Origin of the sequence: Burkholderia seminalis, assembly GCF_001718535.1 — a bacterium.
GTDB lineage: Bacteria > Pseudomonadota > Gammaproteobacteria > Burkholderiales > Burkholderiaceae > Burkholderia > Burkholderia seminalis.
In genome coordinates, this window is the sequence record NZ_CP013398.1 from 1,658,981 (window position 1) to 1,681,937 (window position 22,957).

Genomic DNA, 22,957 nt, shown 5'->3' on the forward strand with positions numbered 1-22,957 from the left:
ACATGAACGCGCGAATCCAATCATTGTGTGAACCCGCCGTGACCGACTATTTTGTTTGCGCATCGCAACAGGAGGCGCATGTCCGCTGGCTGGCCGATACGCTCGTGTCGGCCGGCGCGGTTGAGGCCGCATCGCTCGAGCCGGGCGTGCTGGCACAGCGCATCACGGGGCTCAATCCGGCGCTCGTCTTCATCGATTTCTCGGACGGCAGTCCGGCCGCGAGCGTCGCGGCTGCGGCAGTGCGTGCGACGCATCCCGGGCTGCCGATCGTCGCGCTCGGTTCGCTGGCGCATCCGGAGAGCACGCTTGCGGCATTGCGTGCCGGCGTGCGTGATTTCATCGACGTGTCGGCTCCGGCGGAGGAGGCATTACGCACGACGCGCGGGCTGCTGGCGAACGTCGACGAGCCAGCGAGCCGCCATGGCAAGCTCGTCGCATTGCTCGGCGCCCGCGCGGGCATGGGCGTGAGCACGCTTGCGGCGAATCTCGCCGTCTGGCTGCAGAAACGCGCGGCGAGCGCGGAGGCGGGCGGCATGCCGAATGGCGGCACGCCTGCCGGTCGACAGACCGCGCTCGTCGATCTGGGGCTGCCGGCAGGCGATGGCGCGCTGTTCCTGAACACCCGTTGCGAATTCCATTTCATCGATGCGGTTCACAATCTGCGCCGCATCGACCGGACCTTCGTGAATACCGCGTTGACGCGGCATGAGAGCGGGGTCGCATTGACGACGCTGCCGGCCGATCTTGGTGGATTGCGCGACGTGTCGTACGCATCGTGCGCCGGCTTGCTGAACCGGTTTCGTGCATTTTTCGATCAGCAGATCGTCGACCTTGGCGGTTTTTCGAACCGCGAGTTCGTCGCGCAAATCGCAAGCTCGGCCGACGAAGCGTGGCTTGTCTGCGATCAGGGCGTTGCGTCGATCGTGTCGGCGGCGGACCTGCTCACCGGGTTGCGCGACGCAGGTGTCGAGACCGACCGCGTGCGGCTCGTCGTCAACCAGTACGATCCTGCGCTCGACCTGACGCCCGGGCAGATCGCAGAGCGTCTCGGCGTGTCGTTGGTCGGCACCTTGCCGTCGCGCCGCGTCGCGATCGGCCATGCCGCGAACCAGGGCCGGCTCATCGTCGACATGGCGGAGCGCGACCCGTACGTGCGTGCGCTCGAGTCGCTTGCCGCGCGGCTACCGGGCGTGTCGATCAGATCGACCACAGCGCGTTCGGCATCCGGCCTGTCCGCGCTGAAGCGCTTCATTCAACCCTCGTCCAAGCGGTCGTAAGCGATGCCACACGACATTCAATTCGCCGACGGCGCAGCGCCGTTCTCCCAGACGCAGCAATTCCACGACATCAAGAATGCCGCGCACGAGCACTTGCTGACGCGCATCGAAGAACTGGGCGCGGAGTTCGGCCGATGGTCCCGCCAGGCGATCAACCAGTTTGTCGATCTCGAGATCGACAGCTTCGTGCGCCTGCGCCGCATTCCGCTCAACGAGAACGAGGTGCGTACGATCGCCGAGGCGTTGACGAAGGAACTCGCGGGCTTCGGGCCGATCGAGGACCTGCTCGCGGACCCGGCCGTCGAGGACATCCTGATCAACGGCTACAACGACGTGTACGTGTCGCGTCACGGGATCCTCGCGAAGCTGCCGGTGCGTTTTACCGACAACGCGCATCTGCTGCGGATCGTGCGACGAATCCTTGCGCCGATCGGTCGCCGTCTCGACGAATCGAACCCGATGGTCGACGCGCGGCTACCCGACGGTGGTCGCGTGAACGTCGTGATCGAGCCGCTGTCGATCGACGGGCCGGTCGTGTCGATCCGGAAATTCCGCAAGGATCCGCTGAAGCCGTCCGACCTGCTCGGCAACGGGACCTTCAACGAAGAGATCAACACGCTGCTTCAGGCAGCGGTCGAGGCACGCTGCAACATTCTCGTGTCGGGCGGGACGAGTTCCGGCAAGACGTCGTTGCTCAATGCGCTCGCATTCCACATTCCCGAGATCGAACGTGTTGTGACGATCGAGGATACGGCGGAGTTGTCGCTGAACCACCCGCACGTCGTGCGGCTCGAGAGCCGTCCGGGCGGATTCGATGGCACCGGTGTCGTGTCGATTCGCGACCTGCTGCGCAATACGTTGCGGATGCGCCCGGACCGGATCATCGTCGGTGAAGTGCGCGGCGGTGAAGTGCTGGAAATGCTGCAGGCGATGAACACGGGTCACGACGGCTCGATGGGCACCGTGCACGCGAGCTCGCCGCGCGAGTGCCTGTACCGTCTCGAGATGCTGGCCGGCTTTGCGGGCTTCCAGGGCACCGAGTCGAGCCTGCGCCGGCAGATCGCGAACGCGATCGACTTCATCGTGCAGATCGGGCGCCTGTCGAACGGCCGGCGGCGGATCCTGTCGATCACCGAAGTGACCGGTCTGTCCGACAACATCATCGCAACGCAGGAGCTTTATCGCTACGAGGCGCGCGTGACGGCGGAGGGCGAGGAAGTCGACCACTGGGAAACGCTGGGCATTCATCCGCACTCGCCGAAGCTTGCGCGCTTCCGTCAGGCGTTGACGAGCGGTGGGTTCGGGGAGGGCGGGTTCGGTGGCGGCTTCGGCGGTGGGTTCGGCCGTGGCGGCGGGGGCTTCAATGTATAGCGCGATGGTATGGGTGCTGGCGATCGCGATGCTGTGCGTCGCGGCCGCGATGATGCTGTGGCGGCACGCGGAGACCCGGCGCGTGCGGACCGATGCGAAGCGTTTCATCGACAGCCGGCTCGAGCCGGGCGCGCGCGCCGGTGTCGCGGCGCAGGCGGCACGGCCGGCGGCAGCCGGTGCGACGCGCGTCGTACCGCAGCCGGGTGCAGCACGAAATGCCTCGTCCGACGCATTCTGGGCGCACTGGTACGCGACGGCATCCGAGTATCTGTCGAACCTCGCGAGCCGCGCGGGAATCGAGGATGCGCGCGGCAAGACGCTTGTTGCGCTCGCTGCGCTTGTCGCGGTTGCGTTCATCGCCGGCAGCCGGGGCGGTGTACTGGCGTGCTTTGCGGCAATCACTTGCGGAAGCGCGATGCTCGGCGTCTGGCTCGCGTCGCGGATCCAGCGGCGGCGCTTGAAGATCGTCCGGCAGATCCCGTCGTTCCTGGACGGGATCGTGCGTCTGGTGACGCTCGGCAACAGCGTGCCGGCCGCGTTCCAGGCGGCGCTGCTGACGACCGAGGAGCCGCTGCGCGGCTGTCTCGATCTCGTATCGCGCATGCTGCGCGGCGGCATTGAGATCGATCGCGCGATGATGCACATCGCCAAGATCTACCGCACCGAAGAGTTCGAACTCGTGGGCTCGGTGCTGCGCTTGTCCGTCAAATACGGCGGCCGGGCCGATGTGATGCTGGAGCGCATGGCCGTGTTCATGCGTGACCTGGAGCAGGCGGAGCGCGAGTTGACCGCGATGTCGTCGGAAACGCGATTGTCGGCGTTCGTCCTCGTCATGCTGCCGATCGCGATCGCCAGCTTTGTCGTGATGACCAATCCCAAGTACCTGCACGGGATGTGGAACGATCCGAGCGGACGGACGCTCCTCACGATCGCGTTTCTGATGCAATTGGCCGGCAGCGTATGGCTGTATCGAATGGCTCGGCTCAGGTGAGGCTATGACAGCGACTCAAATCGGAGCGATTGCGTTGGCGGTGGGGGCGCTCGGGGTGCTGCTGCTCGGCATGGTGGCGATGCTGCGCGCGAGTGCGGCGACGCGCGCCGAACGTGCGCTGGTGGATGCGCTGGACCGGCGCATGGCCACGCTCGAGGCAGCGAAAGCGCGGACCGCACCGGACGGCGACGCGGCGGCGAAGCCCGACGTGCGCCGTCAGCGCGTCGAGCGTTTCCTCGATCGGCTGTCAGCCGCGGGCGTGCGCTGGCTCGATACCGGGCTCGGCAAATACGCGGTCGCGGAAGAGGATCGCCGCCTGCTCGAGCAATGCGGCTACGTCGACGCGCGCACACGCGGGCTGTTCCTGAGTGCGCGGGTCGCGTGCGGGACCGGGTTGCCGTTGCTGTTCGCAATCTTCGCGAGCGGGCGCGTGAAGGGCGGTATCTGGATGGTCGGCATGTTCGCCGTCTTCGGGCTCGGCTTCATGCTGCCGAAGCTCTATGTGCAGCGTCGTGCGGCGGCGCGCCGGCAGAGCGTGGTCGACGAACTCCCGTTGCTCGTCGACATGTTGCGCTTGCTGCAAGGCGTCGGGTTGTCGCTCGATCAGAGCCTTCAGGTCGTGACGAACGATTTTCGCGGAATGATGCCGGTGCTGTCATCGGAGATGGGGATCGCGCAGCGCCAGTTCGCGGCGGGCCGTACGCGCGAGCAGTCGCTGCAGCGGTTGTCCGGCGGATTCGACAATGAGGATTTGCGCGCGATCGTGCGTTTGATGATCCAGGTCGACAAGCACGGTGGTGCGGTTCAAGAGCCGCTCAAGCAGTTCGGAGACCGTCTGCGTGAGACGCGCCGGGCGATGCTGCGCGAGCGGATCGGGCGATTGACCGTGAAGATGACAGGTGTGATGGTGTTGACGCTTTTGCCTGCGCTGTTGATCGTGACGGCGGGGCCCGGCATGCTGGCGGTGATGCGAGCGTTGTCGTCGCATCATTGAAGGATGGAAGGAAAAACGATGAAGCGGATCGGCGGAATGGTGACACGGGCGGGCGCGGTGGCGGCGGTGCTGCTGCTGGGTGCGTGCGCGACCAAGGATAGCGGTTATGGCGTGAACGCGCAGACGGAGCGCGCTGCGCTGATACAGGCGGCCGACCGGAAGGAAGCCGTGCCGGACACGCCGGGGATGTACCTCGGTCTGATCCAGCGGATGCAGTCGCAAGGGCTCTATTTCGCGTCGCTTGCGCATATCGATGCGTACGAAAAGACCTATGCCCCCGTGCCGGAGTCGATCCTGCTGCGTGCAGACGCGTTGCGGATGACAGACCAACCGGCCGCGAGTGCGGCCTCCTACACGCAGTTGCTGAAAACGCCGCTCGCGGCGCGCGGCTATCGAGGTCTCGGGCTGCTCGCGGGTGCTGCGGGTGATTTCGAGCGTGCGGCGCAGTCGCTGACGCAGGCTTCGGAACTCGCGCCGACCGATGCGTCGATGCTGTCCGATCTCGCCTACGCAAAGTTGCGCAGCGGCGATGTCGTCGGGGCGCGCGTGCCATTGATGAAGGCTGCGGAGCTGGAGCAGCGCAATCCGAAAATCGTCAGCAACCTCGTGCTTTACCTGTTTGCAGCAGGCCGCGCGCAGGACGCGCAACGGCTGATGAACCAGCAGCATCTGTCGGCGGATGTCCGCAAGGACATCGTCAGCGATGCCGCGAAGATTGCGGCCGCGGCGCGTGCGCAGCAACGCGCGGTTGCGACGCCGCCGGTCGTGTCACGACGCGCTACCGCCGCGCCGATTACGCCGATGGCGAACAATTTTGGCTACGATCAGACCGTGCCGTTGCTGCAACGGTTTGCACAATGAACACGCACCGGGGGAACGACATGAACGATAACCAACAGCATCGCGGCGTGCGCGCGGGACGGATTGCGGCGTTGGCCGCGATCTTCTGCGCGGTGACCGGTTCCGCCGCAGCGTATGGGCAAGAGTCGGTGACGGCGGGCGCGTCCGATGTCGGCCGGTCGACCCGGGACTGGCTCACGATGCAGCGCGATAATCGCGCGTCGGCGCCCGCGCAGCCGTTGCTCGGTGACGTGGCCTCGCTTGTCTACCAGCGCTACCTCGACTCGTTCAAGAACAAGATTCCGAATTCGATGAGCTCGCAGTTGGGTTCCGCCGGCGGCATGTCGGGCGGTGGCGGTCAAGGCATGCAGTAAGCGGGACGGCGATGCGCGCAGATCAGCCACACATAGCGCGGCGGCAGCGCCAGCGCGGCACCATTGCGGTCATGGCCGCGATCTGGGTGTCGGTTGCGTTCATCATGCTGGGTGCGATCGATATCGGGCATTTTTATTCCGAGCGCCGCAGCATGCAGGCGGCCGCCGATCTGGCCGCGCTCTCGGCCGTGTCGCAAATCAGCGCCGATTCGACCTGCACGGCGGCGACGACCGCCGCCAATCGAATCGCGAACCCCGCATCGAATCCGCTGCCGGTCAACTCGACCGTCTCCGTGACGTGCGGCGTCTGGAATGCACCTCAAGGCAGTGGCAGTCCGCTGTTTACGCCGACTTCGGGCGCGACGACCAACGGTCAATGCGCGGGCTTGTCGTCCGGGACGGTCAACGCCCAATCGGTCGGCGCTGTATGCGTAACGGTTTCCGAGCCGATCTCGGGCCTCTTCACAAACGGGGTGACCGTCAGCGGGGCAGCAATCGCCAAGAGCGTGCCAACCGATACCTTCACGCTGACCACGTCGCTGGCGGCGTTGAACGGCGGACTGGCCAATCAGTTGCTGCAGGCGTTGCTGGGTACGCCCAATCCGTTGAATCTGCAACTCGTCGACTATCAAGGGCTCGCGCAAGTCAACCTGAAGCTCGCCGGCATTCTCGCCAATCTGCCGGTCGGCACGAGCACGTCCGTGCTGAACGGCACCGTGACGCTGGGTCAACTGGCCAACGCGGCAATCCAGGCGGCGACGCAGCAGAACCTGGTCGGCGTGAACCTGAACGTGCTGAACGCCATCGTCGCCGCGCTCTGTTCCGGCAGCGTATGCGGTGGCCCGCAAATCGCGCTCGGTCAGTTGGTTTCCGCCGCAACCGCGACGGGAACCTCGGCCGTCAACGCCAGCGTCAATGCGCTCGGTCTGCTGTCGACGGCGCTGCAGCTCGCGAACGGCACGAACTCGGTCAGCATTCCGAGTGTCACGGTCCAGACGCCGACCTTGCTCGCACCGTTGCTCAACGTGACCGTGTCCGGCTCCGTCAAGCTGGGGGCGAATCCGCCGTCCACCGCAAGCGGTCCGCCCGGGCCGGCGAATTGCGGGACGTCCAATTGCACGACCAACACGTCGACCGCGCAGGGGAACGTGTTCCTCAATACGTCGATCTCGTTGCTGTCGACGTGCTCGAACGGTGGGCTGGTCTTTCCGGGCGGCAGTTGCTCGTCCGGCACGGCGACGCCGCTTGCAGCGGTGCAATTGCCGGTCACGGCCTATGTGGCGCCGGCGACGGCGGGCCTGATGTCCGTCACCTGCACCGCGGATGGAACGAAAAGCGCGACGGTGAACGTGCAGACCGGGGTCGTGGCCGTCTACATCGGCGGCACGGCGAATACACCGATCAATCTCAATGCGCCGAGCGGCTATACGACCGGCAGCGGAACGCCGATCACGCTGGTATCCGTGAACCTGCAGAGCCTGCTCAACCTGCTGGGCCTCAATGCCGTGACCTCGGCGCTCAATGTGCTGACGCTGGGGCTGATCAACCTGAATCAGATCTCCGTCAATATCAGTCTGAAGCCAGGGCAGTTGACGGTTCCGGTTGCCAATCAAACGGCGACTCCGTTGACGTTCACGTATCCCGGCCCGGGTTCATCCGCTTCGCCGAGTCCGGCGTCACCGTACATGCTGGGCACGGGAACGGACCAGTTCCTGTCGCCTGCGGTTCAGGGTATCGTCGGCAGCGGCCTGTCGGTCTCCGTGTCGGCAGCCGGCGGATTGGCTGGCGTGCTGGCCGGCATCTTGAACCCGTTGCTGGATATCCTGACCGGCCCGCTTCTGACTGCATTGGGAAGCACGCTCGTCCCGCTCCTCCTGCAACCGATCGATTCGCTCCTGACCTCGGTCACGGGCCTGCTTGGTCTCAGCCTGGGGAACGCCTATGTCACGAACACACCGGACTCGATCAAATGCGGCAATCCCATGCTTGTTCAATAAATGCCTGAGCGTTCCGTTACCGAAGCGGGCGGTGTCGATGCCGTCCGTAACCGGTCACTGACCTGCAATGCCGAGCAACTCGTCAATTACTGAAGCCGTACCCGAAACATGAGAACCACGCCCGCAATCGAAGAGCTCGACCTGTACGTCTGGGAAGGCAAGGCGGACATTGTCGACCGCGTCGCCCGGTGCATGGCGAGCTTCGACGTCGAAGTGATCCGCGCCGACAACGCGGAGATCTCGCCCGAGCGCGCCGCATTGCGGCCGTCGCTCGCGATCATCAGCGTGACGATGATCGAAGGCGGCGCCGCGTTCCTGCGCGACTGGCAGGCCAACATCGGCATGCCGGTGGTCTGGGTCGGCGCGGCGCGCGACCACGACGCGTCGCAATATCCGCCCGATTATTCGCACATCCTGCCGCTCGACTTCACGTGCGCCGAGCTGCGCGGGATGATCGGCAAGCTCGTCACGCAGCTGCGTGCGCACTCGGCCGAAACGTCGCAGCCGTCCGAACTCGTCGCGCACTCCGAATCGATGCAGGCGCTGCTGCATGAAGTCGATACCTTCGCCGATTGCGACACCAACGTGCTGCTGCACGGCGAAACCGGCGTCGGCAAGGAACGCATCGCGCAACTGCTGCACGAAAAGCATTCGCGTTACCGGCACGGCGAATTCGTGCCGGTGAACTGTGGCGCGATTCCCGACGGTCTGTTCGAATCGCTGTTCTTCGGTCATGCGAAAGGATCGTTCACGGGCGCGGTTGTTGCGCATAAAGGCTATTTCGAGCAGGCGGCCGGCGGCACGCTGTTTCTCGACGAAGTCGGCGATCTGCCGCTGTACCAGCAGGTCAAGCTGCTGCGCGTGCTCGAGGACGGCGCGGTGCTGAGAGTGGGGGCGACTGCGCCGATCAAGGTCGATTTCCGGCTGGTCGCGGCGAGCAACAAGAAGTTGCCGCAGCTCGTGAAGGAAGGGCTGTTCCGCGCCGATCTCTACTACCGGCTCGCGGTGATCGAGCTGAGCATTCCGTCGCTCGAAGAGCGCGGCGCCGTCGACAAGATCGCGCTGTTCAAGTCGTTCGTCGCCCAGGTCGTCGGCGAGGAGCGGCTCGCAGAGCTGTCGGACCTGCCGTACTGGCTGACGGATTCGGTCGCGGACAGTTACTTCCCCGGCAACGTGCGCGAATTGCGCAACCTCGCCGAGCGCGTCGGCGTGACGGTGCGGCAGACGGGCGGGTGGGATGCCGCGCGGCTGCAGCGGCTGATCGCGCACGCGCGCAGTTCGGCCCAGCCGGTGCCGGTGGAGAGCGCGGCCGAGGTGTTCGTCGATCGCAGCAAGTGGGACATGAACGAGCGCAACCGCGTCATTGCCGCGCTCGACGCAAACGGTTGGCGCCGTCAGGATACGGCGCAGCAACTCGGCATCAGCCGCAAGGTACTGTGGGAAAAAATGCGCAAATATCAGATCTTCGACGAAGAACCCGAGACACGCGAAAGCGAGTAATTAATGCGATAAAATCGCGCTGAATCACAACGACTCGGGCGGGAATAAAACTTCATGAGCCATATGACGGGGTTGGGGCGGGTGAGCGTGTTGCTCGCCCTGGTAGGAGGCATGCAGGGCGCTTTCGCGCAGGGGCTGGCCGGCAGCGATTCGCCGGCGGTACAGCAGGCGTCGGCGCCGGTAGCAGCGATTCCGGCGATCGATTCGCAGGCCCAGACGTCGCTGCAGCCGCAAGCGGGCGAGACGACGGGGCCGAGCACGGTCGACGATCTGCAGCGCCAGATCCAGGCGCACTCGCTGACGGAAATGCGCACGAGCTACAACGGCAGCTACGGCGCGAGCCTGCTGTTCAATGTGAAGGACGGTGCGTACTTCGTCGCGCTGTTCCAGCAGAAGGCGTTCTGGCGCGTGATCAAGACGTACGACGAAACGCGCGCGGAAGCGATCTATCGCGATTTCTCGCGCCAGGCGGAGCGGTTGGCCGTCAACGAACTGCGGGCGGCGAAGCTGGAATCGCAGAAGGCGCAATTGGACAAGCAGCTCGAGGTCACGCAGGATCGCGCACGACGCCTGCAGGCCGACATCTCGATCGCACGCCAGCAGCAGGCGGCGGTCGCGGATCGCCAGAAGAGCGTTCGCAGCGAGACGGCGGCATTGCAGGCGCAACAAGCCGAACTCCAGTCGCAATTGCGCGCGTTGCAGCAGCAGGTACGTTCGTTGCAGCGTGAGGCCGACGCGGGCCTGCCGACGTCGGCACGCTGAACCCGGCGGCGGTGCGGCGACATGCCGCGCCGGCTGCACAAGCGAAAAGGGCAAGCCGGTTGGCTTGCCCTTTTGTTTTACTGGCCGTCCGGCACGATCCGCCGGCGGCGTGTGACGATCACCGGACCGTTGCCGCCGCGTGTATCCGGCGACGACGTGTTGCCGGAGGCATCGCCGCTGTCGCGCGGCGCGCCATAGCTCTCGCGCGGTTCACGGGGTTCGCGCGGGGCGCCGTAGCCTTCGCGCGGCTCACGCGAGCCATAACCTTCACGCGGTTCGCGGGAGCCGTAGCCGCCGCCGTCGCCACGCGATTCGCGCGGGCCGCCGTGCGAGCCGTACGGGCTGTGACCGCCGCCTTCACGACCGCCGGGGCGGCCGCCGGTGCGCGGCCCGCGGGGGCCGCCGCCGCCCGGGCGCGAGCCGCCCGTGTCGAGCTGGATGGTGGAAATCGCGCGCTTGTAGATGCCTTGCAGACCCACGGGGGTGCGCAGCATCACCAGGTACTGGTCGAACGACTCGATACACCCCGTCAGACGAATGCCGTTGACGAGATAGATTTCAACGCGCTTACGTTCCTTGCGCGCCGAATTGATGAAGTCGTTTTGCGGATGGGATTCTGCGGGATTGGCCATTGAGGTGCGGCAGGAGCCTGCGTCAGAGAATATGTTGTGCGTGTGTGTGGCGTGTTCGTCCACAAGGTGTTTGGCGGGATTCTACCCTGTTCAATAGGGAAGCGCGCAGTCGTGATTGTGTCGAACCGTAACCCACTATAGACGTTCCAGCGCATTTTCGCGATTCGGCCGAATGGCCGAAGCCGTTTCGTTACGTCGCGTTACGACTCTCGCAGCGCCGTATCACCTCGCCGCGTGCGGTGCGCTTACATTGGCCGCGCGAGCCGGGCAGGCCGGCGTACCAGGGGTGCAGAACATGAACACGAGGCAATGGGCGGGGTGGGTCGGGGGTGTGGCGTTGCTGGCCTCCGGCAGTGCAATGGCGCATGTCGACCTGTCGGTCGGCATCGGCGTGCCGGTCGCGCCGGTCTATGTCGAGCCGGCACCGGTCTATGTGGCGCCGCAGCCGGCCGTTGTCGCCTATCCGGGCTACGGATACGGCTACTACGGCGATGACGACGACGACCGCTACCGGAAGTGGCGCAAGCACTATGACAAGCATTGGCGCAAGCACCACGGCGACGACGATTGATCCCGACTTCAGCCGCGCCGGCGCGAATCAGAATGCGTAGTCGGGGTTTTTCGGGTCAAATGCGGTGTCGTCGAGCGTGGCCGGCGCGATTTTCTCGATGACGATCCGCTCGAAGATCCTGCCGTCGTTGTCATAGGACTCGACGGTCCGGAAATAGGGCGCGTGCAGGTCGAGCCCGAGGACTTCCTTTTTCGCATAGAACTGCGGCCGGCCGGTCGGCGTCTCGTAGGTGAGCGCGACCACGCGCACGCCGCCGATCGATTTTGCCTCGACCTGGGTCGGTCGCTGCACACCGGCTTCCAGGTACTTCTTCCCTTCGGTCAGGTACAGGTTCGTGATGAACTCGGTGCCGAGATCCTTCACCTGGTGATTCGACTGGGCACGCGCCAGCGCGCCGTCGAGCGACGTCCACAGCGGAATCTTGCCGAGCAGGCCGCCCAGGTGGCCATACATCTCGTCCTTGCGCTGCGTCGTGTCGTAGATGGTTTCCTGTCCCGCGTGCGCGCCGCCCGGCAGCCATTTCGCATAGACGCGCAGCGGCTCGCGGGTGGTCTTCACCAGCATGCGGTCGGGCGTGTCGGACCATTTTCCGCTGATGCGCTCCTGGCGCACCATCGTGAACTGGTACGACGGATAGCCGTTCGGACCGTTACGGATATAGAGCGGCACGGCAAGCGGATCGAGCGCCTTGAAGAGCGCGGTGAGCGTCGCGTCGTCGAGCTGCGCGAGCGTGCCGCGCTGCGCGGCCGTGCGCAGCCAGCGTGCCTGTTGCGCGAGCGGCTCGCGCGCGACTTTCGCCAGGTCCGCCGGCAATGCGGCCTCCTGCGCCGCACTCGCGGCATCGGCCGTTTCCTGCGCATGCAGGCCCGCGTGCGCGAGCGACAGCAGGCAGGCGACAGCCGCGGCGGCGGCATGTCGTGCGCGGCGCTTCATTCCTTCGTTCATCGACAGTGTCTCCCGGAGCGATGGATCGTTCAGCCTTGCTTCGCGGCCTTGATTTTGGCGAGCTCCTCGTCGCGCAGCGCGCGGCGCAGGATCTTGCCGACGTTCGTCTGCGGAAGCGCGTCGCGGAACTCGACGAATTTCGGCATCTTGTAGCCGGTCAGGTTCTTGCGGCAGTGCGCGAGCACGTCGTCGACCGTCAGCGACGGGTCGCGGCGCACGACGAACACCTTGATCCGTTCGCCCTGGACTTCGTCCGGAATGCCGATCGCCGCCGCCTCGCTGATGCCCGGATGCATCACGAGCACTTCCTCGATCTCGTTCGGATACACGTTGAAACCCGACACGAGGATCATGTCCTTCTTGCGGTCGATCAGGCGGATGAAGCCGCGTTCGTCCATCACGCCGATGTCGCCGGTGCCGAGCCAGCCGTCGGCGTCGAGCACCTTGGCGGTCTCGTCGGGGCGCTGCCAGTAGCCGCGCATCACCTGCGGGCCGTGCACGCACAGTTCGCCCGGCTCGCCGACGGGCGCCCAGGTGCCGTCCTCGCGGCGAAAGCGCACGGAGGTGGATGGCGCGGGCAGCCCGATCGAGCCGCTGAACGCGGCCATGTCGTTCAGGTCCACGGGGTTCATCGTGACGATCGGCGAGCACTCGGTGAGCCCGTAGCCCTCGACGACCGGCCGGCCCGTCACCTGCTGGAAGCGCTCCGCGACCGCGCGTTGCATCGCCATCCCGCCGGCCATCGCAAGCTTGAGCTTCGAGAAGTCGCGCTTGCGGAATTCCTCGTTGTCGAGGAACGCGTTGTACAGCGTGTTGATGCCGGTGATCCCCGTGAACGTTTCGTTGCGGATGATCTTCATCACCATCTTCATGTCGCGCGGGTTCGCGATCAGGATGTTGCGTCCGCCCAGTCCCATGAAGATGAACGCGTTCACCGTCAGCGAATAGATGTGATACAGCGGCAGCGGCGTGAGCACGGTCTCGACGTTGCCCGACACCTGGTCGGCGATCCACGCCTTCGCCTGCAGCAGGTTCGCGATCAGGTTGCCGTGCGTGAGCATCGCGCCTTTCGCGACCCCGGTCGTGCCGCCCGTGTATTGCAGGAACGCGAGGTCGTCGCGCGTCGTCAGCACGGGCTGCGGCTTGCCGCGCGCGCCGAGCGCGAGGGCGGAGCGCAGCCGGATGGCCTGCGGCAGGTGGTAGGCCGGCACGAGCTTCTTCACGTGCTTCAGCACGAAATTGATCAGGCGTCCTTTCGCATTGAAACCGTCGGCGAGCAGGTCGCCGAGTGCTGTGACGACGATGTGCTTCACCTGCGTTTCAGGCAGCGCGTCCTGCAGCGTGCGTGCGAAGTTCTCGAATACGACGATCGTCTGCGCGCCGCTGTCCTTCAGCTGGTGCGCGAGTTCGCGCACGGTGTAGAGCGGATTGACGTTGACGACGATCGCACCGGCCTTCAGCGTGCCGAACAGCGCGACCGGGTACTGGAACGTATTCGGCAGCATGATCGCGACGCGATCGCCCGGCTTCACGCCGAGGCTTTGCAGGTACGACGCGAATGCGTCGACCTTCCGCGCGAGCGTGCGGTAGGTCATCGACGCGCCGGCGCTCACGTATGCGACGCGGTCGGCGAAGCGGGTCGTGCATTCGTCGAAGAACTGCATGAGCGACGCGTATTGCGTGACGTCGATGTCGTGCGGGACGCCGGGCGGATATGACGCGTACCAGATGCCGTCGGTGTTCGGCGGGATCTGGGCCGTCGTGGTTGCTGCGGAAGATGACATGACGTGTCTCCGGTCTTTGCTTTCGGCGAGGGCGGGCGCTTCGGCGCCTGCCCATGCCCCGTGCTTCGCGGTCGATCGGCGCGGGCGCCTCGACGCCCCGCCTGACCGCGCGTATCAATCAAATCGTGAACAGGAAGCCGCGCGTGGCCTCGCGCGCTCAGTTCGTGGAATGCAGCGTCGCCGTGCCGGCGCTCGTCGCGCCCGATTGCGGCAGCCCGAACGCTTCGCTCGCGCCCGCGTCGTCGAGTACCGCGGCGAAGATCGACAGCTGCGCGCTGTCGGGCATCGGCGCCTTCAGCGCGGCGACGATCAGCGACGACAGCCGCGCGATCATCTGTACGTCGTTCATCGTGCGACCTTGCGAGAATTCGTCGATCAGGCTCTCCGTTTCGGCGCCGGCGAGCGCGCCGGACAACGCGCCGATCGCGAAATGCAGCCGCCAGCCGAGCTCGGTGCGCGGCAGGTGCGGCAGCGCGCGCTGGAATGCGTCGAAGAAGCGGCCCGCGACGCTCGCGTAGTGGGCGGTCAGGAAGTTGCGTACGAACGGCGACGGATCGGTATAGGCGCGCCCGATCAGCCGGAGGAACCCGGGCCCGCCGCGTTCCGGGTCGCGCGACGCCTTCAGCGCGGGGATGAACATCGCGCCGAGCACGTGCTCGCAGGTGATATGCGTGCCGAGCTGCGCATCGAAGCGGTCGAGGATACCGAGGCGTTCCTGGTTGAGCTGGTCGAGCCGGCGCGACAGCATCGCGTGGATCAGCGCCTCCTTGCTGCCGAAGTGGTAGTTGACCGCGGCGAGATTGACCGCCGCGCGCGACGTGATCTGCCGCATCGACATCGCCTCGAAGCCATGCTCGATGAACAGGTCCTCGGCCGCATCGAGGATGCGCGCCTTCGTCCCGCCGGTCTGCCGCGTGCCGGATGACCGTGCCCCGGACGGCCGTCCCGCGGATGGCCGCCCCTCCTGACTTACTGCCATGTTCCGCCTCCCATGCCGGTTTCCCGGCCGCGAACAGGTGATTTGATTATCTGATTCAAACAGTCGTTTTTATTAAGATAAAAAAACGCGGGCACGGCGGGCAAGCGGGGAATCTGGACAAATTCCTCTAGTTCGATGTGCGAATGCGGAAAGTGCGACGCGCGGCCCCGGCCTGGCGGGGCGCGCGCGATGGTGCGATGCGCAAACGTGCGGATTCAGCCGACGGTGCTACGCGTATTGACCGATTGCGTCATGTCGATGCCGCGCCGTTCGCGGCTGAACAGGATCAGCACGGCGATCACGACCGCGACGGTGCCGGCCACGAGCGCAAGCGCGAGGCTGTAGTTGTTGCCGTGCGAAACGGCGAGCGACGCCTGCATCGTCGCGTTGCCGGACGCGAGCAGGTTGCCGAGCTGATAGACGACACCGGGAAAGGTTGCCCGGATTTCGTCGGGCGAGATCTCGTTCAGGTGAACCGGGATCACGCCCCACGCGCCCTGGACCGAGATCTGCATCAGGAACGCACCGGCGGCGAGGGCAACCGGCCCGCTCGAGAATGCCCACAGCGGCAGCACGGGCAGCGCGATCAGTGCGGCGATGAAGATCGCGCGGCGCCGGCCGATCCGCTCCGAGATCGTGCCGAACGACAGGCCGCCGACGATCGCGCCGAGGTTCAGCACGATCGTGATCCACGACACGGTATGCGGGTCGAAGTGATGCTGTTCGCGCAGGAAGGTCGGGTAGAGATCCTGCGTGCCGTGCGAGAAAAAGTTGAACGCGGTCATCAGCACGATCGCGTAGACCGTGAGCTTCCAGTTCTGCTTCAGCGTGGCGCCGAGGCTCGGGCGCGGGCGCTTCTCCATCTGTTTCCATGCGGGCGATTCCGGCACGTGCGCCCGGACATACAGCACGAGCAGCGCGGGCAGCACCCCGATCATGAACATGCCGCGCCAGCCGATGTACTGGTAGAACAGGCCGAACACGACGGACGCGAGCAGGTAGCCGCTCGGATAGCCGGCCTGCAAGAGCCCCGATACGAAGCCGCGCGCATGGGTCGGCACGGTCTCCATCGTCAGCGCGGAGCCGACACCCCATTCGCCGCCCATCGCGATGCCGAACAGCGCACGCAGCACGAGCAGCGCGGTGAGGCTCGGCGCGAAACCGGACGCGAGCTCGAGCAGCGAATAGCACGCGATGTTGACCATCAGCGTCGGGCGGCGGCCGAAGCGGTCGGCGAGCCGGCCGAAGATCAGCGCGCCGAGCGGGCGCATCGCAAGCGTCAGCGTGAGCGCGAACGCGACGGCGGGGATCGTCGACGCGAATTCCGCGGCGATGTCCTTCAGCACGAAAACCATCAGGAAAAAATCGAACGCATCGAGCGTCCAGCCCAGGTAGGCGGCGATCGTGACGTTGCGTTGTTCGCGGGTCCAGCTCATGTCCGGGGTCTCCTCGTTGGCTTGCGCGCTCGCGATATGCATGCGGATGCCGGCCCGGCATGCGCGCGGCGCGGGAGGCACTGATCGAGTGTAGGCCTCCGCGCCGCGCGATGTGGGGCGCGATAAGCCCGAATCGGGAATAATCCCTACGAAATGAACTGTTTCGGAAATGGCAACGAGGCTGCGCGGGCCAAGCGACAGGCATCTGTATCATTCCGGAAGGCTTTTTGTATCAATTCTGTAATGCGCCCGATGCGCATCGTCACCGAATCAGGAGTCCGGATGAATCAACGTTCCGCCGCCGAATTGCCCGTGCTCGAAACCGACAGGCTGTGGCTGCGTCCGCGCGTGCTGGCCGACCTCGAGGCGTGCGTCGAGATGGATCGCGATCCGGAAGTCACGCGGCACATCGCGGGCCCGTGGCACGACCCCGACGCGCATCGCCGCTTCGTCACGCACCGGATCACGCGCGACTATCCGCCGGGCCTCGGCTACTGGTCGATCTTCGAGAAGGCCGCGCCCGACGCGTTCATCGGCTGGGTCCTGCTGATTCCCGACTACGCGGACGGCGCGCGCGACGTGGAGATCGGCTGGCGGCTCGTGCGTGCGGCCTGGGGGCGCGGCATCGCGAGCGAGGCTGCGCAAGCCCTCGTGCGTCACGCGTTCGACACCGTGCGCCTGCCGCGCGTGATCGCCGATATCGCGGAAGCCAACGGCGGCTCGCTGAACGTCGCGCGCAAGCTCGGGATGCAGCGCGTGAGCGTCGTGCACGACGGCATTCCTTACATTCGTCATCGTCTCGAACGCAACGACCTGCGCGCGTAGCGCCGTGTCGCGCGCAGGCGCGGACGGTTGTCAGGGATTGTCAATCGGAGGCGTATCGAGGTCATGACGGATTAACGGCCCATGCGATCCGGAGTATCGTTGCCGGAATTTCGCAACATGGGGTACGACCATGGCACTCGGCAACGACGTTCATCTCATTCCCGTCCGGCTCGACGCGCTGCGTCCGACGCAGATGACGGTCGGGTATCGCGAGGTCAAGGCGAAGCGCAAGCACTGGAAGGGGCTCGACAAGCGTGCGCGCAAGGCGGCGATCGAATCGCACTGGTTCCCGGCCGTCCTCGGCCCGGACGGGCTGCACTACATCACCGATCACCACCATCTCGGCCTCGCGCTGATCGAGGAGGGCGAGTCGCGCGTGAACGCGATGCTGCTGAAGGATCTGTCGTGGCTCGACGACACGATCTTCTGGCGGATGATGGAGCACAATCAGTGGGTGCATCCGTTCGGCGCGGACGGATCGCGGCGCGACTATGCGCATCTGCCGAAGGCGTTGACGGGGCTCGAGGACGATCCGTACCGCAGCCTCGCGGGCGAACTGCGCACGGCGGGCGGTTATGCGAAGGACGCGACGCCGTTCAGCGAATTCCTGTGGGCCGATTACCTGCGCCAGCACGTGTCGCTCGACCAGATCCGCAAGAATTTTTCGAAGGCGCTCGATATCGCGCTGCATCGCGCGCACGAGCAGGATGCGCGCTACCTGCCCGGCTGGTCGGGCGTCATCGCCGTCAAACCCTGACCGGCGCACGGCGCCGACCGCCTCATGACGACCACCCCGATCCGCCCCGATGCCGGCCCGCAGCATGCGGACCATTTCGCCGCGCTCGATACGGCTTCGCCGCCGCCCAGGCGGCGCATCGGCCTCGATGCGCTGGCCGGCCTGTCGATCGCGGGGCTGCTGATTCCCGAAGCGGTCGCGTATGCGGGGCTGGCCAACCTGCCGCCGCAGGCCGGCCTGATCGCGCTGTTGTCGGGGCTCGTCGTCTATGCGCTCACGGGCAGCAGCCGCTTTGCGATCGTGTCGTCGACGTCGTCGTCGGCCGCGGTGCTCGCGGCAACCGTGCTCGCCGAATCGGGCATGGCGCTGGCCGCGCAACTCGCGCTCGCGGCGGCGCTCGTCGCGATGACGGGCGTGCTGTTCATCCTCGCGGGCGCCGCGCGGCTCGGCGGCATGTCGGATTTCGTCGCGCGGCCCGTGCTGCGCGGCTTCACGTTCGGCCTCGCGCTGACGATCGTCATCAAGCAGTTGCCGAAGATCCTCGCGATCTCCGTCCAGCACAGCGATGCGCCGCACGTCGCGCTCGACCTGATCGCCGGCGCGCCGCACGCGAACCTCGCGAGCATGGTGCTCGGCGCGACCGCGCTGGCGCTGCTGTTCGTGCTCGGGCGCGGCGCGCGCGTGCCCGCGACGCTCGTCGTGATCGTGCTGTCGATCGCGGCAGGTTACGCGATCGACTGGCAACGGTACGGCATCGCGATCGTCGGCCAGATCGACTTCCGGCACCTCGAATTCGGCTTGCCGCGTCTCGACCGCAACGCGTGGATGCAGACGGTCGAACTCGCGTTCGCGCTGATGCTGATCCTGTACGCGGAGTCGTACGGATCGATCCGCAATTTCGCGCTCAAGCATGGCGATACCGTGTCGCCGAACCGCGATCTCGTCGCGCTCGGCTGCGCGAATCTCGTGTCGGGCCTGCTGCACGGCATGCCGGTCGGCGCCGGTTATTCGGCGACGTCGGCGAACGAGGCGGCTGGCGCGCAGTCGCGCTTTGCCGGCCTGTGGGCGGCCGGCGTGGTCGCGCTGATCGTCTGGCTGCTGCTGCCGCAGCTTGCCCGCACGCCGGAGCCCGTGCTCGCGGCGATCGTGATCTTCGCGGTCAGCCACTCGCTGCATCCGTCCGTCTTCCGGCCGTATTGGGCGTGGCATCGCGACCGGCTCGTCGTGATCGCCGCGTTGCTCGCGGTGCTCGTGCTCGGCGTGCTGCACGGCTTGCTCGCGGCCATCGGCGTGAGCCTGCTGCTGACGCTGCGCAAGCTGTCCGAGCCGAACGTGAGCGTGCTCGGCCGGCTACGCGACAGCCATGATTTCGTCGATGTCGCGAGCCATGCCGATGCGAAACCGGTGCCGGGCGTGCTGATCGTGCGGCCCGAGGCGCAACTGTTCTTCGCGAACGCGGACCGGATGCTCAATCGCGTGCGTGCGCTGATGAAGGCCACGCCGGATACGCATACCGTGATGCTGAGCCTCGAGGAGACGCCGGACGTCGACGGTACGACGATCGAATCGCTGCGCACCTTTGCGGCCGAATGCGCGGCGCGCGGGTTGCGGCTCGCGATCGTGCGGCTCAAGGTGCATGCGCTGCATGCATTGCGCCGCGCGGCGGACGATACGCTTCACGGCGACGCGATGTCGGAGCTGAGCGTCGACGAAAGCCTGCAGCTGTTGCAGGTCGGCATGCCGCCGGACGGCGGCGACGGCGCGACTGCCGCATGACCGCCGGCCGTGTCGGTGCCGTCTATCGCGAAAGCGCGACGTCCGTCGTGCGATCGATCATGTCGGCCACTTCCCCGGCCGTCGGCGCATAGGCGCCTGCGTGCGCACAGGCGACCGCCGCGCATGCGGCCGCGTAGCGCAGATGGTCGGCGGCCGTTGCATCGGGGCGCGCAAGCTGGCTCGCGAGCCAGCCGCCGATGCTCGCATCGCCGCAGCCGACCGTATCGGCGACTTCGGCCGGGAATGCGGGCTGGAACAGCACGGTGTCGCGATGCAGGAGCTGCATCCCCGATGCTCCGCGCGTGACGAGCAGTGTCGCGTCGGGCGACCATGCGCGCAGTTGCGCGAGCGCGGCGGCTTCGTCGAGTTCGGGAAACAGCCCGCGCAGATCCTCGTCGGAAACCTTGATCCAGTCCGCGAGCGCGGACAGCCGGCGCAGCGTGTCGCGATACGACGGCGCGGCCATCGGTGCGCGGAAGTTCGGGTCGAACGAGATCCGCTTGCCGGCCGCACGCGCGGCCTGTGCGACCTCGATCAGGCGCGACGCGAGCGGTTCGCGCACGACGCCGAGCGAGCCGACGTGCACGATCTCGGCCGCGTCGAAGGCGCCGGCGGGCAGGTCCGCCGGATCGAATGCGAGATCGGCGCTGTTCTCGCCGATGAAGAAATAGTGGGGCGGCTGCTTCGACACGACCATCGCGAGCAGCGGTGCGCGGTCGACCTGCCGGATGAAGCGCATGTCGAGTCCGGCGTCGGCGCTCTTGCGCATCAGCTCGTCGCCGAAGGTGTCGCGGCTGACCGTGCCGGCGAAGGCCGTCGGCACGCCGAGTCGCGCGCCGACGCGCGCGACGTTCCAGCATGAGCCGCCGGCAACGCTGTGCCAGTGCTGCGCGTCGTCGCGGATGAAATCGGTCAGCGCTTCGCCGAATACGATCAGGCGGGGGAACGTGGTCGTCATGTCGAAACCTTGTGCCGTGGCGTCGCGCACGGCCGTACGGCGGTTGATCCGAAAGGGCGGGCAGCGCGGGCCGCCGCGCATGGCGACCCGGCCCGGCACTGCCCGGTTGCGCGGGCGGACGGCGGCGCGCTCAGCGCGGCGCGCTCCAGCCCTTGTAGGTCTTCACGTTGTCGCGCGTGATGAGCGTCGGCTCGATCAGGATCATCGGATTGGCCGGCTTCTGGCCGTTCATGATCCCGTAGCCGACGTTGACGGCCTGCTGCGCCATCGCCCACGGGTCCTGGCTCGACGATGCCTGCACGAGCGTGTTGGACTTGAGCGCGACCTCGATGTCGGGTGCGCCGTCGACCGACGTGATCACGATGCCCGGACGGTTCAGCTGCTTCGCGGCGAGGTCGCTGCCGATCGCCTGCGGGTCGTTGATCGTGAACACCGCGTCGAGCTTCGGAAAGCGCGTCAGGTAGCCTTGCATCGCGTTCATCCCGCCTTCGCGCGAGCCCTTGCCGTCCTGGTCGCTCGACAGCAGCTTGATGCCGGCGTTTTTCGCGAGCACGGCCTTGCAGCCGTTGACGCGATCGATCACGGCCGACACCTGCGGGCCGTTCTCGATGATCACGTTCCCCTTGCCGTTGAGCTTCTTCGCGATGTAGTCGCAGGCGAGCTCGCCTGCCTTCACGTTGTTGGTCTGCACGGTCGCGTTCGCGCCAGCTGCCGCGACGTCGACCGCGACGACCGTGATGCCGGCCGCCTGCGCCTTCTTCACCGCCGGCTCGATGGCTTTCGGATCGGTTGCGTTGAGCAGGATCATGTCGACGTGCGCGGAGATGAAGTTGTCGATCTGCGTGAACTGCTTGTTCAGGTCGTAGTCGGCCGACACGGCCGTCACCTTCGCGTTCGGGTTGAGCTGCTTCGCGCGCGCTTCGGCGCCCTTGACGATGGTGACGAAGTACGGGTTGCCGAGCGATCCGACCGTGACGCCGATCGATTTGAGCGGCTTGTCGGCCGCGTGTGCGGCGGAAGCGCCGAAGGCAAGCGCGCAGGCGACGGCGGTCAGGGCGGCGGTGTGCTTGAACATGTCGTGGTGTCTCCGAGAGGTTTGTTGGCGAACGGGCGCAGGCGGACCGGCCTGCGCCGCGAGGTTGAATCGACGGGATGCTGTCAGGTGCGCGCCGAGTCGCGCTGGCGATAGCGGTCGAGCGCGACGGCGCCGATGATCACGAGCCCCTTGATGATGTACTGCCAGATGTCGGACACGCCGAGCAGCACGAGCCCGTTCGTCAGGACGGCGATGATCAGCGCGCCGATCAGCGTGCCGACGATCGAGCCGACGCCGCCGACGAAGCTCGTGCCGCCGAGGATCACCGCGGCGATCGCGTCGAGTTCGTAGGACTGGCCGAGCTGCAGACCGTTGGCCGCATAGAGCCGCGCGGCCGACATCACCGCGCCGAGGCCGGCGAGCAGCCCCGACGCCGCATACACGAACATCTGGATCGCCCGCACGTTGATGCCCGACAGGCGCGCGGCTTCCGGGTTGCCGCCGACCGAATAGATTCGCATCCCGAGCACCGTGCGGCGCAGGATGAACCACGAGATCGCGATCACCGCGCACGCGATCACGACGAGCCACGGCACACCGAGGATCGTGCCGTTGCCGATGAACGCGAACGGCAGCTGCGGGTTGAAGACGGTCGTGTCGTTGCCGATCAGGCGCGCGACGCCGCGCACGGCCGTCATCGCGCCGAGCGTGACGATGAACGGCGGCAGGCGCAGGAACGAGATCAGCCCGCCGTTGATCGCGCCGAACACGAGGCCGACGACGAGTGCGAAAGGCACGCCGAGCCAGCCCCAGCCGGGGATCGTCGACGCGAGCAGCGCGGCGACGGCCGCGGCGGCGAGCACCGAGCCGACCGACAGGTCGATGCCGCCCGTCAGGATCACGAAGGTCATGCCGGCCGCGAGCACGATGTTGATCGACGCCTGCTGCGTGACGATCGACAGGTTCTGCAGCGTGAAGAAGCCGTCGGTCAGGAAGCCGAAGCCGATGCACAGAACCAGCAGCACCGGCAGCATGCCGGCCGTGCGGATCAGCGATTGCATGCGGGCGCGTTGATCGGCGCCGCGCAGCAGCGGCGTACGGTTGGGCACCGGATGGGCCGTCGCGGAAGCGAGGTTCCGCTGCTTGGTCGGATTGATCATGTCGGTAACCTGA

General features: G+C 66.4%; 21 protein-coding genes. 13 read left to right on the top strand and 8 right to left on the bottom strand.

The genetic code is table 11. The annotated features are described in order from the left end of the window. Nucleotides 1-2 precede the first annotated feature (2 nt). From WJ12_RS07515 to WJ12_RS07555, 9 genes are all read left to right on the top strand, one after another. Nucleotides 3-1,277 carry a fimbrial protein gene (locus tag WJ12_RS07515; protein ID WP_059557816.1) on the top strand — a complete coding sequence of 425 codons (1,275 nt, stop codon included), beginning with the start codon at nucleotides 3-5 and terminating at the stop codon, nucleotides 1,275-1,277. 3 nt (nucleotides 1,278-1,280) lie between these two features. Next, nucleotides 1,281-2,648: a CpaF family protein gene (locus WJ12_RS07520; protein WP_059557814.1), complete on the top strand. Its 1,368-nt coding sequence runs from the start codon at nucleotides 1,281-1,283 to the stop codon at nucleotides 2,646-2,648. After that, nucleotides 2,641-3,639, top strand: coding sequence for a type II secretion system F family protein (locus tag WJ12_RS07525; protein ID WP_034190120.1), 999 nt, complete (start codon nucleotides 2,641-2,643; stop codon nucleotides 3,637-3,639). Before WJ12_RS07520 ends, WJ12_RS07525 begins: the two co-directional genes overlap by 8 nt. Nucleotides 3,640-3,643: 4 nt before the next feature. Next, the gene (locus WJ12_RS07530) at nucleotides 3,644-4,633 is read left to right on the top strand and encodes a type II secretion system F family protein (RefSeq protein ID WP_034190119.1); all 990 of its coding nucleotides are present in this window, start codon (nucleotides 3,644-3,646) and stop codon (nucleotides 4,631-4,633) included. Between the two features lie 18 nt (nucleotides 4,634-4,651). Continuing rightward, on the top strand, nucleotides 4,652-5,494 hold the full coding sequence (locus WJ12_RS07535; protein WP_034190175.1) for a tetratricopeptide repeat protein: 843 nt from the start codon (nucleotides 4,652-4,654) through the stop codon (nucleotides 5,492-5,494). Continuing rightward, nucleotides 5,491-5,847 carry a DUF3613 domain-containing protein gene (locus WJ12_RS07540; RefSeq protein WP_226103987.1) on the top strand — a complete coding sequence of 119 codons (357 nt, stop codon included), beginning with the start codon at nucleotides 5,491-5,493 and terminating at the stop codon, nucleotides 5,845-5,847. Before WJ12_RS07535 ends, WJ12_RS07540 begins: the two co-directional genes overlap by 4 nt. A gap of 71 nt (nucleotides 5,848-5,918) precedes the next feature. Continuing rightward, nucleotides 5,919-7,844, top strand: a complete 1,926-nt coding sequence (locus WJ12_RS07545; RefSeq protein ID WP_059557813.1) for a pilus assembly protein TadG-related protein — start codon at nucleotides 5,919-5,921, stop codon at nucleotides 7,842-7,844. 108 nt (nucleotides 7,845-7,952) lie between these two features. Next, nucleotides 7,953-9,344, top strand: a complete 1,392-nt coding sequence (locus WJ12_RS07550) for a sigma 54-interacting transcriptional regulator (protein WP_034190117.1) — start codon at nucleotides 7,953-7,955, stop codon at nucleotides 9,342-9,344. Between the two features lie 54 nt (nucleotides 9,345-9,398). Continuing rightward, nucleotides 9,399-10,106 (top strand): DUF2968 domain-containing protein, encoded by a 708-nt coding sequence (locus WJ12_RS07555; RefSeq protein ID WP_034190116.1) that lies wholly within the window; start codon nucleotides 9,399-9,401, stop codon nucleotides 10,104-10,106. A 77-nt stretch (nucleotides 10,107-10,183) separates the two neighbouring features. Here the strand turns inward: WJ12_RS07555 and hfq are convergent, their stop codons facing one another. Beyond that, nucleotides 10,184-10,738, bottom strand: coding sequence for an RNA chaperone Hfq (hfq, locus tag WJ12_RS07560; protein WP_034190115.1), 555 nt, complete (start codon nucleotides 10,736-10,738; stop codon nucleotides 10,184-10,186). 295 nt (nucleotides 10,739-11,033) lie between these two features. Between hfq and WJ12_RS07565 the strand changes: the two genes are divergently transcribed. Next, complete coding sequence (locus WJ12_RS07565; RefSeq protein ID WP_059557871.1) at nucleotides 11,034-11,309, top strand: PXPV repeat protein; 276 nt, start codon at nucleotides 11,034-11,036, stop codon at nucleotides 11,307-11,309. Nucleotides 11,310-11,336: 27 nt separating this feature from the next. On the opposite strand, the gene WJ12_RS07570 is transcribed toward WJ12_RS07565, so the two are convergent. The 4 genes from WJ12_RS07570 to WJ12_RS07585 all read right to left on the bottom strand — a co-directional run bounded on the left by WJ12_RS07570 (nucleotide 11,337) and on the right by WJ12_RS07585 (nucleotide 16,453). Further along, nucleotides 11,337-12,254, bottom strand: a complete 918-nt coding sequence (locus tag WJ12_RS07570; protein WP_059557811.1) for a DUF1571 domain-containing protein — start codon at nucleotides 12,252-12,254, stop codon at nucleotides 11,337-11,339. A gap of 29 nt (nucleotides 12,255-12,283) precedes the next feature. Continuing rightward, nucleotides 12,284-14,038, bottom strand: a complete 1,755-nt coding sequence (locus tag WJ12_RS07575; RefSeq protein WP_059557809.1) for an AMP-binding protein — start codon at nucleotides 14,036-14,038, stop codon at nucleotides 12,284-12,286. Nucleotides 14,039-14,195: 157 nt separating this feature from the next. Further along, nucleotides 14,196-15,017: a TetR/AcrR family transcriptional regulator gene (locus WJ12_RS07580; protein ID WP_034190112.1), complete on the bottom strand. Its 822-nt coding sequence runs from the start codon at nucleotides 15,015-15,017 to the stop codon at nucleotides 14,196-14,198. A gap of 215 nt (nucleotides 15,018-15,232) precedes the next feature. Then, the gene (locus WJ12_RS07585; RefSeq protein WP_049031897.1) at nucleotides 15,233-16,453 is read right to left on the bottom strand and encodes an MFS transporter; all 1,221 of its coding nucleotides are present in this window, start codon (nucleotides 16,451-16,453) and stop codon (nucleotides 15,233-15,235) included. A 282-nt stretch (nucleotides 16,454-16,735) separates the two neighbouring features. Between WJ12_RS07585 and WJ12_RS07590 the strand changes: the two genes are divergently transcribed. The 3 genes from WJ12_RS07590 (at nucleotide 16,736) to WJ12_RS07600 (ending at nucleotide 19,790) form a co-directional block, all read left to right on the top strand. After that, the gene (locus tag WJ12_RS07590) at nucleotides 16,736-17,278 is read left to right on the top strand and encodes a GNAT family N-acetyltransferase (protein WP_049031896.1); all 543 of its coding nucleotides are present in this window, start codon (nucleotides 16,736-16,738) and stop codon (nucleotides 17,276-17,278) included. Nucleotides 17,279-17,408: 130 nt separating this feature from the next. Next, nucleotides 17,409-18,035: a ParB-like protein gene (locus WJ12_RS07595; RefSeq protein ID WP_034190110.1), complete on the top strand. Its 627-nt coding sequence runs from the start codon at nucleotides 17,409-17,411 to the stop codon at nucleotides 18,033-18,035. Nucleotides 18,036-18,059: 24 nt separating this feature from the next. Continuing rightward, on the top strand, nucleotides 18,060-19,790 hold the full coding sequence (locus tag WJ12_RS07600) for a SulP family inorganic anion transporter (protein ID WP_059557807.1): 1,731 nt from the start codon (nucleotides 18,060-18,062) through the stop codon (nucleotides 19,788-19,790). Nucleotides 19,791-19,812: 22 nt separating this feature from the next. Here WJ12_RS07600 and WJ12_RS07605 read toward each other — a convergent pair whose 3' ends face one another. From WJ12_RS07605 to WJ12_RS07615, 3 genes are all read right to left on the bottom strand, one after another. Beyond that, nucleotides 19,813-20,748, bottom strand: coding sequence for a carbohydrate kinase family protein (locus tag WJ12_RS07605; protein WP_059557869.1), 936 nt, complete (start codon nucleotides 20,746-20,748; stop codon nucleotides 19,813-19,815). Between the two features lie 130 nt (nucleotides 20,749-20,878). Further along, a complete protein-coding gene (locus WJ12_RS07610) occupies nucleotides 20,879-21,823 on the bottom strand; it encodes an ABC transporter substrate-binding protein (protein ID WP_059557805.1) in 945 nt (314 codons plus the stop codon). A gap of 83 nt (nucleotides 21,824-21,906) precedes the next feature. Continuing rightward, nucleotides 21,907-22,944 carry an ABC transporter permease subunit gene (locus WJ12_RS07615; protein WP_034190107.1) on the bottom strand — a complete coding sequence of 346 codons (1,038 nt, stop codon included), beginning with the start codon at nucleotides 22,942-22,944 and terminating at the stop codon, nucleotides 21,907-21,909. Nucleotides 22,945-22,957 lie beyond the last annotated feature (13 nt).

Bases quoted from the DNA above. Each gene is read 5' to 3' on its own strand.
- WJ12_RS07515 (WP_059557816.1), top strand. From the start codon at position 3: ATGAACGCGCGAATCCAATCATTGTGTGAACCCGCCGTGACCGACTAT.
- WJ12_RS07520 (WP_059557814.1), top strand. From the start codon at position 1,281: ATGCCACACGACATTCAATTCGCCGACGGCGCAGCGCCGTTCTCCCAG.
- WJ12_RS07525 (WP_034190120.1), top strand. From the start codon at position 2,641: ATGTATAGCGCGATGGTATGGGTGCTGGCGATCGCGATGCTGTGCGTC.
- WJ12_RS07530 (WP_034190119.1), top strand. From the start codon at position 3,644: ATGACAGCGACTCAAATCGGAGCGATTGCGTTGGCGGTGGGGGCGCTC.
- WJ12_RS07535 (WP_034190175.1), top strand. From the start codon at position 4,652: ATGAAGCGGATCGGCGGAATGGTGACACGGGCGGGCGCGGTGGCGGCG.
- WJ12_RS07540 (WP_226103987.1), top strand. From the start codon at position 5,491: ATGAACACGCACCGGGGGAACGACATGAACGATAACCAACAGCATCGC.
- WJ12_RS07545 (WP_059557813.1), top strand. From the start codon at position 5,919: ATGGCCGCGATCTGGGTGTCGGTTGCGTTCATCATGCTGGGTGCGATC.
- WJ12_RS07550 (WP_034190117.1), top strand. From the start codon at position 7,953: ATGAGAACCACGCCCGCAATCGAAGAGCTCGACCTGTACGTCTGGGAA.
- WJ12_RS07555 (WP_034190116.1), top strand. From the start codon at position 9,399: ATGAGCCATATGACGGGGTTGGGGCGGGTGAGCGTGTTGCTCGCCCTG.
- hfq (WP_034190115.1), bottom strand. From the start codon at position 10,738: ATGGCCAATCCCGCAGAATCCCATCCGCAAAACGACTTCATCAATTCG.
- WJ12_RS07565 (WP_059557871.1), top strand. From the start codon at position 11,034: ATGAACACGAGGCAATGGGCGGGGTGGGTCGGGGGTGTGGCGTTGCTG.
- WJ12_RS07570 (WP_059557811.1), bottom strand. From the start codon at position 12,254: ATGAACGAAGGAATGAAGCGCCGCGCACGACATGCCGCCGCCGCGGCT.
- WJ12_RS07575 (WP_059557809.1), bottom strand. From the start codon at position 14,038: ATGTCATCTTCCGCAGCAACCACGACGGCCCAGATCCCGCCGAACACC.
- WJ12_RS07580 (WP_034190112.1), bottom strand. From the start codon at position 15,017: ATGGCAGTAAGTCAGGAGGGGCGGCCATCCGCGGGACGGCCGTCCGGG.
- WJ12_RS07585 (WP_049031897.1), bottom strand. From the start codon at position 16,453: ATGAGCTGGACCCGCGAACAACGCAACGTCACGATCGCCGCCTACCTG.
- WJ12_RS07590 (WP_049031896.1), top strand. From the start codon at position 16,736: ATGAATCAACGTTCCGCCGCCGAATTGCCCGTGCTCGAAACCGACAGG.
- WJ12_RS07595 (WP_034190110.1), top strand. From the start codon at position 17,409: ATGGCACTCGGCAACGACGTTCATCTCATTCCCGTCCGGCTCGACGCG.
- WJ12_RS07600 (WP_059557807.1), top strand. From the start codon at position 18,060: ATGACGACCACCCCGATCCGCCCCGATGCCGGCCCGCAGCATGCGGAC.
- WJ12_RS07605 (WP_059557869.1), bottom strand. From the start codon at position 20,748: ATGACGACCACGTTCCCCCGCCTGATCGTATTCGGCGAAGCGCTGACC.
- WJ12_RS07610 (WP_059557805.1), bottom strand. From the start codon at position 21,823: ATGTTCAAGCACACCGCCGCCCTGACCGCCGTCGCCTGCGCGCTTGCC.
- WJ12_RS07615 (WP_034190107.1), bottom strand. From the start codon at position 22,944: ATGATCAATCCGACCAAGCAGCGGAACCTCGCTTCCGCGACGGCCCAT.